Source organism: Vibrio sp. Vb0937 (assembly GCF_033338855.1).
Window position 1 is genome coordinate 1 of sequence record NZ_JAWOTK010000023.1, and the last position, 15,314, is coordinate 15,314.

The 15,314-nt window shown below is 44.1% G+C and carries 15 protein-coding genes; 5 read left to right on the forward strand and 10 right to left on the reverse strand.

Going from position 1 to position 15,314, the window contains the following annotated elements; genetic code table 11:
• Positions 1–905, reverse strand: a 905-nt coding sequence (gene xerD, locus R7P67_RS19055; protein ID WP_318086043.1) for a site-specific tyrosine recombinase XerD, incomplete at its 3' end; no start/stop codon positions are given.
• 157 nt (positions 906–1,062) lie between these two features.
• On the opposite strand from xerD, the gene fldB reads away from it, so the two are divergent.
• On the forward strand, positions 1,063–1,581 hold the full coding sequence (fldB, locus tag R7P67_RS19060; RefSeq protein ID WP_005381790.1) for a flavodoxin FldB: 519 nt from the start codon (positions 1,063–1,065) through the stop codon (positions 1,579–1,581).
• Between the two features lie 86 nt (positions 1,582–1,667).
• Here the strand turns inward: fldB and brnQ are convergent, their stop codons facing one another.
• Positions 1,668–2,978, reverse strand: coding sequence for a branched-chain amino acid transport system II carrier protein (brnQ, locus tag R7P67_RS19065; protein WP_005381792.1), 1,311 nt, complete (start codon positions 2,976–2,978; stop codon positions 1,668–1,670).
• A gap of 330 nt (positions 2,979–3,308) precedes the next feature.
• On the opposite strand from brnQ, the gene R7P67_RS19070 reads away from it, so the two are divergent.
• Positions 3,309–4,028, forward strand: a complete 720-nt coding sequence (locus tag R7P67_RS19070) for a tRNA1(Val) (adenine(37)-N6)-methyltransferase (RefSeq protein WP_213972911.1) — start codon at positions 3,309–3,311, stop codon at positions 4,026–4,028.
• A gap of 107 nt (positions 4,029–4,135) precedes the next feature.
• On the forward strand, positions 4,136–5,359 hold the full coding sequence (gene srmB, locus R7P67_RS19075) for an ATP-dependent RNA helicase SrmB (RefSeq protein WP_005381797.1): 1,224 nt from the start codon (positions 4,136–4,138) through the stop codon (positions 5,357–5,359).
• A gap of 109 nt (positions 5,360–5,468) precedes the next feature.
• Here srmB and yaaA read toward each other — a convergent pair whose 3' ends face one another.
• Both yaaA and R7P67_RS19085 read right to left on the reverse strand, forming a co-directional pair.
• Positions 5,469–6,245 carry a peroxide stress protein YaaA gene (gene yaaA / locus R7P67_RS19080; protein ID WP_151514425.1) on the reverse strand — a complete coding sequence of 259 codons (777 nt, stop codon included), beginning with the start codon at positions 6,243–6,245 and terminating at the stop codon, positions 5,469–5,471.
• 110 nt (positions 6,246–6,355) lie between these two features.
• Positions 6,356–7,789, reverse strand: a complete 1,434-nt coding sequence (locus R7P67_RS19085; protein ID WP_005381800.1) for an alanine/glycine:cation symporter family protein — start codon at positions 7,787–7,789, stop codon at positions 6,356–6,358.
• Positions 7,790–8,510: 721 nt separating this feature from the next.
• Between R7P67_RS19085 and R7P67_RS19090 the strand changes: the two genes are divergently transcribed.
• Positions 8,511–8,696: a DUF3545 family protein gene (locus tag R7P67_RS19090; protein WP_005381805.1), complete on the forward strand. Its 186-nt coding sequence runs from the start codon at positions 8,511–8,513 to the stop codon at positions 8,694–8,696.
• A gap of 236 nt (positions 8,697–8,932) precedes the next feature.
• On the opposite strand, the gene R7P67_RS19095 is transcribed toward R7P67_RS19090, so the two are convergent.
• The 3 genes from R7P67_RS19095 to nfo all read right to left on the reverse strand — a co-directional run bounded on the left by R7P67_RS19095 (position 8,933) and on the right by nfo (position 11,452).
• Positions 8,933–9,484 carry a hemerythrin domain-containing protein gene (locus tag R7P67_RS19095; RefSeq protein WP_005381807.1) on the reverse strand — a complete coding sequence of 184 codons (552 nt, stop codon included), beginning with the start codon at positions 9,482–9,484 and terminating at the stop codon, positions 8,933–8,935.
• Between the two features lie 113 nt (positions 9,485–9,597).
• On the reverse strand, positions 9,598–10,278 hold the full coding sequence (gene ung / locus R7P67_RS19100; RefSeq protein ID WP_005382846.1) for a uracil-DNA glycosylase: 681 nt from the start codon (positions 10,276–10,278) through the stop codon (positions 9,598–9,600).
• 289 nt (positions 10,279–10,567) lie between these two features.
• Positions 10,568–11,452 carry a deoxyribonuclease IV gene (gene nfo, locus R7P67_RS19105; RefSeq protein ID WP_262652793.1) on the reverse strand — a complete coding sequence of 295 codons (885 nt, stop codon included), beginning with the start codon at positions 11,450–11,452 and terminating at the stop codon, positions 10,568–10,570.
• A gap of 326 nt (positions 11,453–11,778) precedes the next feature.
• Here nfo and grcA point away from each other — a divergent pair, with 326 nt between their 5' ends.
• Positions 11,779–12,156, forward strand: a complete 378-nt coding sequence (gene grcA / locus R7P67_RS19110; RefSeq protein WP_005381814.1) for an autonomous glycyl radical cofactor GrcA — start codon at positions 11,779–11,781, stop codon at positions 12,154–12,156.
• Between the two features lie 111 nt (positions 12,157–12,267).
• Here the strand turns inward: grcA and R7P67_RS19115 are convergent, their stop codons facing one another.
• The 3 genes from R7P67_RS19115 to thrB form a co-directional block, all read right to left on the reverse strand.
• A complete protein-coding gene (locus tag R7P67_RS19115; protein ID WP_054822993.1) occupies positions 12,268–12,927 on the reverse strand; it encodes an NADPH-dependent FMN reductase in 660 nt (219 codons plus the stop codon).
• A 140-nt stretch (positions 12,928–13,067) separates the two neighbouring features.
• The gene (gene thrC / locus R7P67_RS19120; protein ID WP_262652795.1) at positions 13,068–14,348 is read right to left on the reverse strand and encodes a threonine synthase; all 1,281 of its coding nucleotides are present in this window, start codon (positions 14,346–14,348) and stop codon (positions 13,068–13,070) included.
• Positions 14,345–15,301, reverse strand: a complete 957-nt coding sequence (gene thrB, locus R7P67_RS19125; RefSeq protein WP_017635074.1) for a homoserine kinase — start codon at positions 15,299–15,301, stop codon at positions 14,345–14,347. The genes thrC and thrB overlap by 4 nt, the downstream gene beginning before the upstream one ends.
• Positions 15,302–15,314 lie beyond the last annotated feature (13 nt).

The window sequence follows — 15,314 nt, forward strand, 5'->3', positions numbered from 1 at the left end:
TGGTGTTGACTGTGGATCTGCTTCAATCGTTCAGTCGCCACGTGAGTATAAATTTGCGTGGTCGATAAGTCACTATGTCCTAAAAGCATCTGTACGACCCTGAGATCTGCGCCATAGTTCAATAAATGCGTGGCAAAGGCATGACGCAGTACGTGCGGCGACAGCTGATCAGTATCAATCCCTGCTATCAAAGCATAGTACTTAATACGGTGCCAAAACGTCTGACGAGTCATTTGTCTTGCGCGTTTACTAGGAAAAACAATATCAGATGATGTATCACCAAGTAACGCAGGGCGCCCTTGTTGAATGAACGTCTCGATCCAATCGACCGCGTTTTCCCCCATAGGAACCAGGCGCTCTTTACCACCTTTACCAGTCACGCGCACCACCCCTTGGCGCAAGCTAACATTTTCCATGGTCAAACTGACGAGCTCTGTCACACGCAACCCTGTCGCGTAGAGTAGCTCTAGCATCGCTTTATCGCGCAATTCTATAGGGTCATTCGGGTCTGGCGCTTCGAGCAACGCGTCCACTTGCTCTTCACTAATATCTTTGGGTAAACGTTGTGGCAGTTTAGGGCTAACCAAGAGCGCACTCGGGTCATCAGCACGCACCTTCTCACGATGCAGGTATTGAAATAAACGACGAATAGCCGACAACATACGCGCACGGGACGTCTGTTTGTAATCTAAGTCTACAAGGTGGCTTTGATATTCTTGCAAGCCAGACAAACTGATAAAATCAAGACGGTATCGATGTTTTTCCATCCACACGAGCAGCTTCATTAAATCGTTTCGGTAGGAAGCCAACGTGTTCTCTGATAGGCCACGCTCCATCCACATCGCATCTAAGAATTGCTCAACAAGCGAAAAATCTTGTTGATTGACAGGCTGTTGTGCCGTCATGAATGCTTCCTTATCTGTTTATATTTACAGTATTTAGATTAAAGCACCTGCCAATCCAATACCATAAAAAATCATCCCACATAGGATATTCGCTGCAATCTTCCTCAATTTATGGTTAGAATCTTCCACAACAGCAACACAAATAACGACGAATATAATGAAAATCGGACTCTTTTACGGCTCAACGACCTGCTACACCGAAATGGCAGCAGAGAAAATTCGTACCCTTATTGGTGAAGACCTTGTCGACATTCACAATGTGAAAGAGACACCGTTATCACTAATGGCGGACTACGACTTATTACTCCTTGGCATCTCAACTTGGGATTTTGGTGAAATTCAAGAAGATTGGAACGCGATTTGGCAAGACATCGCGACCACGCCACTGAAAGGCAAAGTTGTAGCGCTGTTTGGTCTGGGTGACCAAGAAGGTTACGGAGAGTGGTATTTAGATGCGATGGGCTTACTTCACGATGAATTACAAGCCACAGGCGCAACCTTTATCGGTTACTGGCCAAATGAAGGCTACGAATTTGAAGCATCGAAAGCATTGATCGAAGATGGCAGCAAGTTTGTTGGACTTGCGTTAGATGAAGACTCACAGTACGAACTGAGTGATGAACGCATCGAAAAATGGTGTGAACAAGTTCTTGTGGAATTCCACGACACGCTTTGATAGCGCAAACACGTAATCATTAAAAAAGTAAAAAGCCCGATGAAGTAATTCACCGGGCTTTTTATTATCTTGATAACGCGAAGTGATTACGCGGTTTCTTGTGCTAGCTCTGGGCGAGGTTTCGCGATGAAGAACATGCACACGATAGCCGCAAATGTTGGAAGCACCCAACCCATGCCGACTTCGAATAGTGGCAACATGTTAAACGCAGAAACATCAATACCCGATACTTTTGCCGCATCAACCAACGCAAACAGTAGAGATACAAGCAGTACTGCACGGTAAGCAAAGCGTGGATTCGGCAGTTTGCTGCGCACAAATGTTAGTGCAACCAACGCAATCGCCACAGGGTACAGCGCAAACAATACTGGCACTGACAGAGAAATCAGCTGCGCAAGACCAACGTTTGCAACCAATGCACAAACAGAACCATTAATCAGTACCCATTGCTTGTATGACAGTGGTGTTTTCGAGCTGAAGAAATCTGAACACGCAGAAATCAAGCCAATCGCGGTTGTCAGACACGCTAGCAATACGATGACAGACAGAACGATTTGACCGTATGGACCAAACAACGCTTGAACGTATTGGCTAAGCACTAGGCCACCATTATCAGCACCAGCAGCAACCGTTGCACTCGTCGCACCTAAGTAAAATAGTGAGATGTAAACAAACGCAAGACCAGCAGCAGCAATACAACCTGCATAGATCAGATATTTAGTAGTTGCAGAGCGCTCAGTAATGCCTTTACCGCGCAGTGCATCAACCATCAGCATGCCAAACATCAATGACGCGAACGTATCCATTGTGTTGTAGCCTTCTAAGAAGCCTTTGGTCAGAGGCTGCGTTAGGTATTCACCGTGCGCGCCAATCATATCGCCCTGAGGATCAAGGAAGACAGCGACAGCAAGAATGATCAAACCAACGAACAATGCTGGTGTCAGTACTTTACCGATGAGATCGATCAAACGGCCTTGGAACCATGAGAACATCATTGCTGCGATAAAGAAGATCACTGAGAACGCTGTCAGATGCGTTTGTGACGCCTCAAGGAAGAAAGGTTTCACCGCCATCTCGTAAGCCACTAGGCCAGTACGAGGCGCTGCAAACGCAGGACCAATGATGATGAAAATCAGTGCAGCCATAAGAACTGCCGCTTTTTTCGGAAGATCTTGCGTCAAGTGATCCCAAGAACCACCAGCAACAGCAATAGCAACGATAGTAATAAGAGGTAGACCTACCGCTGTTAGCAAGAAACCAAACATAGCTGGCATTAAGTTTTCACCCGCTAACTGACCCGCTAGAGGTGGAAAGATAATATTGCCCGCACCTAAAAAGAACGCAAATAGCATAAAGCCTACTGCGATAATATCTGTTAGTTTTAACGTCTGCTTCACAGATAACCCTTGTCTTTTAATTAATGAATGTTGTGTATGCTTAGACCACTTTTTGTATACCTAAAGTCAATAAGTACACGTGGTTCAATCTATAAAATTTTCGCCGCATAATGACGAAAGACTCATCATTTGGCAACCTTTAAGAAAAAAACACCATATTAATTTAGTTTTCAAACTTAAAAGCAGTGGATATAACCAGATCCAAATAACAGACCAGTTCTTTATCTCGATCAATTAACAATACAATTTAATAACCAACAAAACAACAATCTATACAATTAATAAACAATAGAGCAATCTACTTAATTATTGAGCAAATATAAAACAATCATGAAGAACAAAAAACTGAAAACTAAAGGCTTCAATTTTAAGCAATTTTGTATTGAGGGCGGCGAGAGTGGTATGCCAGTCAGCACAGATGGGGTAATGCTTGGTGCTTGGATTCAAAGCCCTAACGACGCTAAAATTCTCGATATTGGGACTGGCACTGGCCTGCTTGCCCTGATGTGTGCTCAACGCTTTACGGAAGCTGAAATAACCGCGGTCGATATCGAATTAACAGCCGTTGCTGCCGCGCAAAAAAATACGGCCCAGTCTCCTTGGTCAGATCGTGTAAGTGTGCATCACACCGACATACTGCACTTTACGCCGACACATCCATTCCAACGCATCATTTGTAACCCGCCCTACTTCAACAGCGGCGAGCAATCGAAACACAGTCAACGTGCAACCGCGAGGCACACAGATACGCTAGGCCATAACGTATTGCTGCAGCGTTGCTATCATTTGCTTGATGACGAAGGGAGAGCTAGTTTTGTGTTGCCAATCACCGAAGGCGAGCAGTTCATTGAGCTAGCATTAAACCAAGGTTGGTATCTATCGAGGATCTGTCGTGTGCAACCATCAGAAAAGAAACCAGTACACCGATTGTTATTTGAACTGTCAAAACGACCTTGCGATTCGCAAACGTCACATTTAGTTATCCGTTCAAATGACCGCTATAGTGATGATTTCATCCAGTTAACTCGCGAGTTTTATCTTAAGATGTGAAATAACATGTGATCCTTATCACCAATCACTTTATAATGTGCGACCTTTTTGTATTCTATGCTGTTGTGGCGAACCATTAACCAAGCTTTGCTTGTGGAGAACTCATTGTGATCAGAACCTTTGCTGAACTTGATCTAGACCAAAACCTACTTGAAGCCATTGAAGAGATGGGTTACGAACGCCCAACAAAAATTCAGGCAGAAGCGATTCCACAAGCGTTGGACGGTCGTGACATTCTAGCGTCAGCGCCAACAGGAACTGGTAAAACGGCCGCCTTCGTCCTGCCAGCATTGCAATACTTGCAAGACTTCCCTCGTCGTAAGCCTGGGCCTGCGCGTATTTTGATCCTAACGCCTACTCGCGAACTGGCGATGCAAATTGCCGATCAAGCACGTGCTTTGGCAAAAAATACCAAACTCAACATTTTCACCATCACTGGTGGTGTTCAGTACCAAGAGCACGCCGACATCCTTGCAACAACACAAGACATTGTGGTTGCGACACCTGGCCGTTTAAAAGAATACATTGATGCAGAACGTTTTGATTGTCGTGCAATCGAATGGTTAATCCTTGATGAAGCAGACCGTATGCTAGATATGGGTTTTGCCCCTACTGTCGATCGCCTATCTAACGAATGTCGCTGGCGTAAGCAAACCCTTCTGTTCTCAGCAACGTTAGAAGGGAAAGGCGTAGAAGGCTTTACCGCTGATCTGTTGAATGACCCAGCAGAGATCGATGCAAAATCGCCGCTGCGTGAGCGTAAGAAAATTGCTCAGTGGTACCACCGAGCTGATGATGCTGAACACAAACTGGAATTACTAAAACACATTATTACTCAGCAAGCTGAGCGCACTATCGTCTTTTTAAAGACTCGTGAGCGTTTGGCTGAGCTACGAGCGCAGCTTGAAAGTGCACAGATTCCATGTTCTTGGATTCAAGGTGAAATGCCGCAAGATCGTCGTAACAATGCGATTTCTCGCTTCCGCGATGGAACTGTGAATGTGCTGCTCGCGACGGACGTTGCTGCGCGTGGTATCGATCTTCCGGATGTATCACACGTTATCAACTACGACATGCCACGCACGGCTGATGTTTACCTTCATCGTATCGGCCGTACTGCTCGCGCAGGTAAGAAAGGTAACGCTATTTCAATCGTAGAAGCACACGACCAACCAATGATGGATCGCGTTGCGCGCTACGTGAAAGAAGACATCAAAGAGCGTTTCGTGAAAGAGATGCGTCCTAAACACAAAAAGCCTGTGTTTAAGAAGAAAAAGAAAAAAGACGACAAGAAAAAAGTAGCGAAAAAGAAAACCGCTAAGAAGAAGTAATCTTGTTGGGGCCAAGTAGCTCAAGCTAGAAAATAACAAAGGGTTGGCAATGCCAACCCTTTTTCGTTTGTGCTGATAGAGATTAACGTCGATTACGTCTCAATCAGCTTTATTTTTGCTCTTCGCGTTTAAATACTAACTCTGTTGGCGTCGATTCATCTTCCACAAAGTAGTAACCCGCCGTATCAAACTTAGTCAGGTCTGCCACGCTCTCAACACGGTTTTCAATGATATAACGCGCCATCATACCGCGCGCTTTCTTCGCGTAAAAACTGATGACCTTGTATTGACCATTCTTACAATCTTTGAATACTGGCGTGATCACTTGCGCATCTAAATTCTTTGACTTAACCGCTTTAAAGTATTCATTTGATGCAAGGTTGATAAGGACATTATCACCTTGAGCAGAAATCGCTTCGTTAAGCTTGTCCGTAATAACGTTGCCCCAAAACTGGTACAAGTTCGTACCCTTGTCGTTTGCAAGCTTGGTACCCATTTCAAGACGGTATGGCTGCATCAAATCAAGTGGTTTTAGTAAACCATAAAGACCCGATAGCATACGCAGATGATCTTGAGCATATTCGAAGTCCGCTTCAGATAAACTTTCGGCGTCTAGCCCTGTGTAAACGTCACCTTTAAATGCAAGAATGGCTTGTCGTGAGTTTTCCGTGGTAAACGTTTCACTCCACTCTTGGAATCGGCCCACATTTAAATCGGCAATCTTGTCGCTCACTTTCATTAAAGAGGCAACATCAGCAGGAGTCAGTTTGCGGCATACATCGATAAGCTCTTTTGAGTATTCGACCAACTCAGGTTGAGTAAATTTTTCTGTCGCTAACGGAGACTCGTAATCAAGAGTCTTCGCTGGAGAAACTACGATAAGCATGACTTTCCCTTCTCTAATTTTGTTTTTAATAGGGTACAAAAAAAGCCATGCATTGTCTGCATGGCTTTTTACATCGTACTAATAGCTTTCAACTATGAGTGATAGCTCACTTAGTCTTTTTTATCGTTGTACCAAATGCCTTCTTCAAGCTGAGATTTCAGCTCTGGGAAATCATTCGCATCAAATGTTGGCACTTTGCCTTCACCAAGCTGGCGGTTGTAATCTTTGGCCAGTTTAATCACGATGCCAGATAGCAAGATGATAGCCACTAAGTTAACTATCGCCATCAGACCCATAGAGACATCAGCAAGCGACCATACGACTGGTAACGAAGCTAGTGCACCAAACATCACCATACCAAGAACAATAACGCGGAAAATGCTTAAGCCCGCTTTATGATTGTGCTCTAGGAAGATTAAGTTCGTTTCAGCATACGAGTAGTTTGCAATGATTGAAGTAAACGCAAAGAAGAAGATTGCCACAGCAACAAAGATGCCGCCCCAATCGCCAACTTGTGAGCTCAATGCACGCTGAGTTAGCTCGATACCCGTCACTTCTGTTGCTTGACCGACATACTCACCAGACATCAGGATGATAGCCACTGTTGCAGAACAGATAACGATCGTATCCATGAACACGCCTAGCATCTGTACGTAACCTTGAGACGCTGGGTGTGGTGGGTAAGGTGTTGCTGAAGCTGCCGCGTTAGGTGCAGAACCCATACCTGCTTCATTCGAGAATAGACCGCGCTTGATACCGTTAATCATTGCCTGTGCAATTGCGTAGCCAAGACCACCTGCTGCTGCTTCTTGCAGACCAAATGCACTCTTAAAGATAAGCATCAATACATCAGGTAATTTCTCTAGGTTAGAGAACATGATGAACAGCGCTAGGGCTAGATAAAGTAGTGCCATGATCGGAACGATCATCTCAGCTACTCTTGCGATACGCTTGATGCCACCGAAAATAACAATTGCAGACAGTAAAACAACGGCAATACCGACATACAGGTTATTCCAACCAAATGCGTTGCTCATTGCATTGGCAATTGAGTTAGCTTGTACTGCGTTGAATACCAAACCAAAAGCGATGATTAGGAAAACTGAGAACAACACGCCCATCCAACGCATGCCCAGGCCTTTTTCCATGTAGTAGGCAGGGCCACCACGGTAGTTGCCATCATCATCTTTGGTTTTGTATAGCTGCGCCAGTGTGCTCTCAGCAAACGATGTTGCCATACCAAGCATTGCAATCAGCCACATCCAGAAGATCGCACCAGGACCACCCGCAGTCAATGCAACTGCAACGCCCGCCATGTTACCTGTACCAACACGTGCAGCAAGACTAGTACAAAGCGCTTGGAAAGAGGAAATACCAGCTTTGTCTGCTTTACGGCTGTTCTTAAGAACAGAGAACATGTGGCCGAAATGGCGGAACTGAATGAACCCTAATCGAACGGTGAAGTAAATACCAACACCAACAAGAAGATAAACCAGAATCGAGCCCCAGAGGAGATCGTTCATCAAATTGATTAAGTCTGTCATGTGTACCTCAAAGTGAGTTGCGCCAGTCTATGCGTCCTAGCCATCCACCAAATTGCCTGCTAAGTGTCAAAGTGTGCTTAGCTTTTTAAGTAATGTTTATGGGCAATCTAGAATCGTAAACGTCGCTTCATGCATCCATTTTACGTACCAGCGTATTTTTTGACGGGCGGATAATGCAACCTAGGAGCGCAAAAATCAATATGCAACAATAAGAATAACATTGTTATTTTTCACTATAAAGTCACCAAAAAATAACATAAATAGAAGACTTAACACTCAAAATGCGCAACATTTCAATTACCAAACACCAACATAAATAATTATTCTTCATTAAATGGAATGGTAAACCGTATAAACAAGAACAAGCTAGTATTCACAAGGTGTTACATAAATTTACGCTAGTGACTTACCATCTAATTGAACACTATTTCATCAAACTGATTTTATGCAACTTTAACCTTTGCGCAGTGCACCCATTCATCAAATCGAATTAACATAGAAAATCTCTCTATTTAATCGTTTTCTTGAGATCGTTTGTGCATTTTTTATCCACATCGTTGCAATAAAAAGTGTGATTTTGAGAATATTTTTGCACGAAAATGTCATGCTACCGACACAAATGCGAAATATATCATGGTTATTCTCACGGCTATTGTGGTACTAAAAAAACTCCACAAGGACTGGTTACAACAGTTTAGCTTAAGAAAGGTAAAGGTGGCTTATGGAAGGCTTTCAACTAGATGACATTTTTAATCTGGATACTACCTCAACAACCAAATCTCGTGCAAAACCAGTAAAGCGAAAGTGGCGTGAAATAGAAGAGATGAACGACAGACGCAATTTGCTTAAAGAGCTGCGCGAACTTGATGTCTGTACCGATTATAACTTGGAAGACATTAAACTCTAATTCAAACAAAAGGCACCTTACAGGTGCCTTTTGTTTTTTGTTTACAGTGACCGTAAACACCGTGAGTTTATGTACCAAGGTTTAAGTATGAATACCATTATTACTCAATGAGAATCTTCCGTACTTTTTGCCGAGAAATATGCACACTAAATTTTCGGTTGATTCCCAATAAATAAGAAATGTATCTCACAAACCCGAGAGACGGCTTTCGCTCGCTCAGGTTTCATCACTCAGGCTTAAACATACTCAGTATCACTTTGACGAACACGTTCGGCCAACTGCTTATAACGATCAGCAATCGTGTCACCAAACACAGGATCATCCTCACTGACGCTCCATAAGCTCTCGACATGCTGCCAATCTTCTGTGGTAAATAACTCTTCAATGAGAGGCAAAATTTTTCGCTCTTCTAGCTCCAAGTGGTGCCTTTGCGATTCTATGAAATCTTCTAGGTGAGCGACAAACATGTCTTGTGGCACAACAGCATCCTGAAGGATCATCTCTATCACGGATGAAAACTCTCTGGTTTTACTCGCTAACTCTAGATGTTCTTTCTCTAAATTTTCCATGGTTTGTTGCTTACCATAGTGTTCAAGAAAGTGGTGATAGAGGATATCTTCTTTCGGGTGGTGTACTTTCTCCGAATGATTAGAGAGGTAATCAACAATCTCGCTTACTAACGCATAGTTGATTACACGTTCTTTTTTTATCTCATTAAGCTTATGGCGCAGTATCGCCAACAGACGAACCATATAACCATGTTCGCGTCGAATTCTTTCGATCATCATAGCGTCTCTCCTTAACACCTACTTTTAGTAAGTGTACATGAGAAATTTACTATCAGCCTCGAGCGTGCTCAAAAAAACAGCGATCATACCATCCATGATCGCTGTCTCTTCATTTATACCGTTAATGGCAAATGCCAGTTAATTGGTGCTTTTTCTTGTGATGTAAGCAACTGGTTTGCTTGAGAGAAATGCTTACAACCGAAAAAGCCTCGATGTGCAGAAAGTGGCGATGGGTGTGGGGCAGCTAACACATGGTGCTTATTGCGATCGATAAAACGACCTTTCTTCTGTGCATGTGAACCCCACAGCAAGAACACTACACCTTCTTGATGCTGATTAATGGCTTCAATCACTCGGTCAGTAAACGTTTCCCAACCTGTCTTTGAATGTGAATGCGCTTTACCTTGCTCCACCGTTAATACCGTATTGAGTAACAATACGCCTTGTTCAGCCCAGCTTTGCAAAAAACCATGTTGAGGGATTTGGAAACCTTCAATATCTTGCGCCAGCTCTTTATACATATTAACCAGTGACGGTGGCGTTTTAATGCCAGGAAGTACAGAGAAACACAGGCCATGCGCCTGATTTGGGCCGTGGTATGGGTCTTGTCCTAGAATCACGACCTTAACGTCTTTGAACTCGGTAAAACGAAACGCGTTAAAGACATCTTTTGCGGGAGGAAAAATAGCTTTGCCTGCGGCGCGTTCGGCTTCAACAAAATTCAAGGTGTCTACAAAGTAGCTCTGCTTTTTCTCTTCGCCGATCACATCGTGCCAAGTGGGTGACTGATTCATGGAAAGTTCCTGTCCTAAATTTTGCTTCTATTCTAACGAGCGAAACTAAAACAAACAAAAACTTACCACGAACTTGAGACAAGTAATAAAAGACTAATGCTTCTGTGGCGTTCGAAAATGCCCCTGTCCGGTAATGTGACGATTAGGCATCGGTAAGCGAAGCACGCGACGAGTGTAAGCATAAGGAGTAAAAGAGAGTGGTCGAGACATATTGGCATCCTTCTTTGCTAATTCAGAGATTGATGTTCAATGACTAAGAAAGAAAGGTGCCAACTTTGTGGTTACGCCATTAACTGGCAATGGCCGCTAAATGGAATTGACGCAACGTGTCGATCTCTTGCTGCCAAATATCTGGATCAATTGTTTCTAAAATCAGAGGGATACCATCAAAACGAGGGTCTTTTGCGATGTACTCAAAGCAATCCCACCCGATCTCTCCTTTACCTAGAGAATGGTGGCGATCTACTTTGCTGGCAAACTCTACTTTTGAATCATTTAGATGCATTGCTCTTAAATAGTGCATACCTACGATACGGTCGAACTCTGCAAAGGTGCGCTCGCAATCTTCTTTTGTACGTAAGTCATAACCAGCCGTAAAGGTATGGCAGGTATCAATACAAACGCCGACACGATCTTTATCTTCCACTTGCTCGATGATTTCAGCAAGGTGTTCAAACTTCCAGCCTAAGTTAGTGCCTTGACCTGCCGTATTCTCGATAACAGCGATCACATTCGGCACCGCTTTATGCGCAAGATTGATCGACTCGGCGATCATCGCGAGGCACTCCTGTTCAGAGACTTTCTTTAGGTGACTACCCGGATGGAAGTTAAGCAAAGTCAGCCCCAACTGATTACAACGCTCCATTTCATCAATAAATGCCGCGCGGGATTTATTCAGCTTTTCTTCTTCCGGCGCACCCAAGTTAATCAGATAAGAATCATGGGGAAGAATATGCTCTGCTCCGAAACCCAGCATTTTACAGTTCGCTTTAAACGCACTGATGGTTTTTGCTTCTAAAGGCTTCGCCACCCACTGGCGTTGGTTTTTTGTAAATAGTGCGAAGGCATTCGCGCCAATTTCACGAGCTCTCAACGGAGCTTGATCGACCCCACCAGCAGCAGAGACATGTGCACCAATGAGTTTATTCCCAAGCTTGTTTTTCATGTTTGTCATTTAATCACTTTAGACTTTCAGTATTGCTACCTAAATACAGATAGTTGCGTTAACCAGTTTAAACTTTAATCTCAATTTGTAGTAAATTTACAACAAAACCAGTTATTAAATATTTTTTATATTATCAAATAAATTGTAATTATTTTGTTTTCAAAGGTTTTATTGATTTAACTCAATAAAATTACCTTAATAAAAATAATGTTTTTGGTTGTTTTTTGACTTAAATCAATATTAAAATAGTGGATATTAGCTATATAATACTCAGCTCAACGAAAATTCGAAAATTAACACCAATAATCACCACGTAAGTGGTCTAGGAGATAGTGATGATCCAAGGTATCCAAATTACAAAAGCGGCAAACGACGACCTACTAAACTCTATCTGGCTATTAGATAGCGAAAAAAATGAAGCTCGCTGTGTTGCTGCAACTGCTGGCTACGAAGCAGACCAAGTTATCGCAATCAGCGACCTAGGTGAATACGAAAGCCGTGAAGTTGCAATCGAAACTGCTCCTCGTATCGAAGGCGGCCAACACCTAAACGTGAACGTGCTTAAACGCGAAACACTAGAAGATGCAGTTGCACACCCAGAGAAATACCCACAACTAACTATTCGTGTTTCTGGTTACGCAGTACGTTTTAACTCGCTAACTCCAGAGCAACAACGTGATGTAATCGCTCGTACTTTTACTGAGACTCTATAATCTCTCAGTAAACTAGCTCGCTAGAATTTAAAAAGCTTGGTCAGCAATGACCAAGCTTTTTTTGTTTCAGAATCCTTCTAAACCCTTTCTATAATGGAAAGCAACTCGCCTCTAAGGTGCATTTCTTTGCGAAGGATCTTTCTGAAACGCTTGCGCTAAAGAGGTTGGATCAAGCCTATCTCTTTGCAGTGACGCCCCTTCTGCCCACCAAATCAATTGATACATAGTGCGATTCATATAGCTGTCCCACTGCACCTGATCCGACTCATCCGCAGCAACGCCCTGTTCATCAAACACCTCTTGTGCTTTCGGAATATGGATCATTGCCGACACAGGCAAGCACCCCAGCTCAGATAAGAAAGTACGCATCGACACTGCAGCACGAGCACCACCCCATTGCCCAGCAGAGTAGGTCACGATCGCACTTGGCTTATAGGAAAACAGCGAACTGCCAAAATGGTTAAGCATGTTTGCCAAGGCTGGACTCATCGAATGGTTGTATTCCGGGCTAACCATCACATACCCATCGGCATGTTTGATTTTGTTTGCCAACTCGCTTAGGTGCTCTGGCACTTTAGAGCGGTGATAAGCAAACTCGGGCTTAAACACATCGCCAAAGTCATAGTCCAATGGGTCAATGATTTCGACAGTATGTTGCGAATGCTGACTCACGATGAGTTTTTCACACGCTCTACTGACTCGCATTCCTAAACGGGCTGGTCTTGGTGGCGTGCTGTCTCTCACCGAACCTAGAAAAATCAAAAAATGCATGCTTCTCTTTCCATCTCATTTAGTTAAGTTCGTTTCTCAATCATAAAGAGAGTTAAAACTTACCGACAATAAAAAAGGTGAATGATTGCTCATTCACCTCTCGTTATTTGTGTTTTTGATACTGACTGTATTTTTGAAGCTTACTGCACGCGGCGCAGTACTTGCTTCAGTGCGTCAAAGTCTGCGTCGAGATCTTCCGATAGCAGCTCCATCGCAGCGTGCTTCGCTAGTGGCGCAGGAAGGTCGATATCTGATTCTAGAATATCATCCACCACTTCTTTGAACTTCGCAGGGTGAGCAGTACATAGGAACAGACCGGTTTCACCGTCTTGCAATTGTTCTTCAAGAACGCGGTAAGCAATCGCACCGTGCGGTTCACACAGGTAACCCATGCTGTATAGATCTTTTACTGACTGTGCGCTTTGCTCATCAGATACTGCACCTTTACCTAGCGTCTCCAAGCCCCACTCTTTCACGCGACACAGCTCTTCAATACGAGGCCAGTTGTTTGGTTGGCTCACGTCCATCGCGTTCGATGTTGTTGCGACTGTTGGTTTTGGCTCCCACTTACCTGTTTCTAGGTAGCGAGGAACCGTGTCATTGGCATTAGTTGCAGCGATAAAGCGTTTGATAGGCAAGCCCAGCGCTTTTGCCAGTAGACCAGCAGTTAGGTTACCAAAGTTACCACTTGGTACAGACACAACAAGGTTTTCACGCTCTTGCTTGCTCATTTGCGCAGCTGCTTCAAAGTAGTAACAGATTTGCGCCATCAAACGGCTGATGTTGATTGAGTTTGCAGAGTTCAGACCGATCTCTTCACGCAGTGCAGAATCATCAAAAGCTTGCTTAACCAGCGCCTGACACGCATCGAAGTCTCCATCGATCGCGACAGTATGGATGTTCTTACCAAGCGTACAGAATAGCTTCTCTTGCAGTGGGCTGATCTTACCTTTCGGGTAAAGAATCACAACGTTGATGTCTTCCATACCGTAGAAAGCATGCGCAACGGCTGCGCCAGTATCGCCAGAAGTTGCTGTCAGAATGGTGATCTTGCCACCGTCCGAAACGGCTGCAAGAGATTGCGCCATAAAGCGACCACCAAAGTCTTTAAACGCAAGCGTTGGGCCATGGAACAGCTCCAGTGCGTAAACACCATCTCTTACTTGGTTGATAGGCGCAGGGAATTGGAATGCAGCATCAACAAGAGCATTCACTTTCTCCTCTGTAAGTTCATCCCCAATTAACGCCGATAGAATCTTAGTGCTACGAGAGACAAAGTCTTCTGCAAGCAGCGCATCGATATCTTCAAATTTTGGTAATTCCGATGGGAAAAATAGGCCTTGATTGCGACCTAACCCTTGGCGAACGGCTTGGCCAAAGGAAACTTGTTCATCATTTTCTTTTATATTGTAAAGCTTCATAGCTCACTTCCTGTTACTTTCGAACCCTGCTTATCTAGACGACAAACGTGGACGAATCCTTCTTCGTTTTGTACGTAGTTTTGTTCTAACCAGCGAGCAACTCGCTCAGCGACATCTTTCTCTTTGCAAATACTGAACAGTGTCGGACCACTGCCAGAAATACCGGTTGCCAATGCACCCGCAGACGCTGCGTATTGACGTGCATTCGCAAAACCTGGAAGCAGTTTCTCACGATACGGTTCTGCGATCACGTCTTTGATCATTTTTGCAGCAAGTTCTGGCTGACCAGAATGACACGCATGAATAAAGCCCGCAAGGTGGCGACCATGAGCAATGATATCTTGTCGGCGGTATTGAGATGGTAGGATCTCACGCGCTTCCGCCGTTGATACCTTGATACCCGGATACGCCATCACCCAGTACCAATCATCAAAGCAAGGCACTTCTTGACTGATGATACCCAACTCTTCAAGCATCAGTTGCACACCACCAAGGTAACATGGCGCAACGTTGTCGTAGTGAATACCACCAGAGATCTTGCCTTCCATCTCTCCCATCAGCGCCAATAATTCTGTCTCGTTAAGTGGCTGTCCATGGAATCGGTTCAATGCATCTAATGCAGCGACGATAGAACATGCACTTGAGCCTAAACCAGAGCCAATTGGCATGTTCTTTTCTAGCGTCATCTCAAGTGGTTTTAGCTCAACGCCTTTTTTGTCTAACTCACGAGCAAACACGAGCCAACAGTCGTAGACGATGTTCTCTTTTGGTTCAGTTGGCAATTTCTCAACAAAATCACCCGCCGTTTTAAGGCTGAACGGATCAGCCCCAGATTTCACCAATACACGGTCACCCAATAGTGTGCCATCCACTGGAGACACGGCAGCCCCCAGCACATCAAAGCCAACGCTTACATTACCAATTGATGCTGGGGCATAAACCACTACATCCATATCACTTGAACTC

Bases quoted from the DNA above. Each gene is read 5' to 3' on its own strand.
- fldB (WP_005381790.1), top strand. From the start codon at position 1,063: ATGAAAATCGGACTCTTTTACGGCTCAACGACCTGCTACACCGAAATG.
- R7P67_RS19070 (WP_213972911.1), top strand. From the start codon at position 3,309: ATGAAGAACAAAAAACTGAAAACTAAAGGCTTCAATTTTAAGCAATTT.
- yaaA (WP_151514425.1), bottom strand. From the start codon at position 6,245: ATGCTTATCGTAGTTTCTCCAGCGAAGACTCTTGATTACGAGTCTCCG.
- R7P67_RS19085 (WP_005381800.1), bottom strand. From the start codon at position 7,789: ATGACAGACTTAATCAATTTGATGAACGATCTCCTCTGGGGCTCGATT.
- R7P67_RS19090 (WP_005381805.1), top strand. From the start codon at position 8,511: ATGGAAGGCTTTCAACTAGATGACATTTTTAATCTGGATACTACCTCA.
- R7P67_RS19095 (WP_005381807.1), bottom strand. From the start codon at position 9,484: ATGATGATCGAAAGAATTCGACGCGAACATGGTTATATGGTTCGTCTG.
- ung (WP_005382846.1), bottom strand. From the start codon at position 10,278: ATGAATCAGTCACCCACTTGGCACGATGTGATCGGCGAAGAGAAAAAG.
- nfo (WP_262652793.1), bottom strand. From the start codon at position 11,452: ATGACAAACATGAAAAACAAGCTTGGGAATAAACTCATTGGTGCACAT.
- grcA (WP_005381814.1), top strand. From the start codon at position 11,779: ATGATCCAAGGTATCCAAATTACAAAAGCGGCAAACGACGACCTACTA.
- R7P67_RS19115 (WP_054822993.1), bottom strand. From the start codon at position 12,927: ATGCATTTTTTGATTTTTCTAGGTTCGGTGAGAGACAGCACGCCACCA.
- thrC (WP_262652795.1), bottom strand. From the start codon at position 14,348: ATGAAGCTTTACAATATAAAAGAAAATGATGAACAAGTTTCCTTTGGC.
- thrB (WP_017635074.1), bottom strand. From the start codon at position 15,301: ATGGATGTAGTGGTTTATGCCCCAGCATCAATTGGTAATGTAAGCGTT.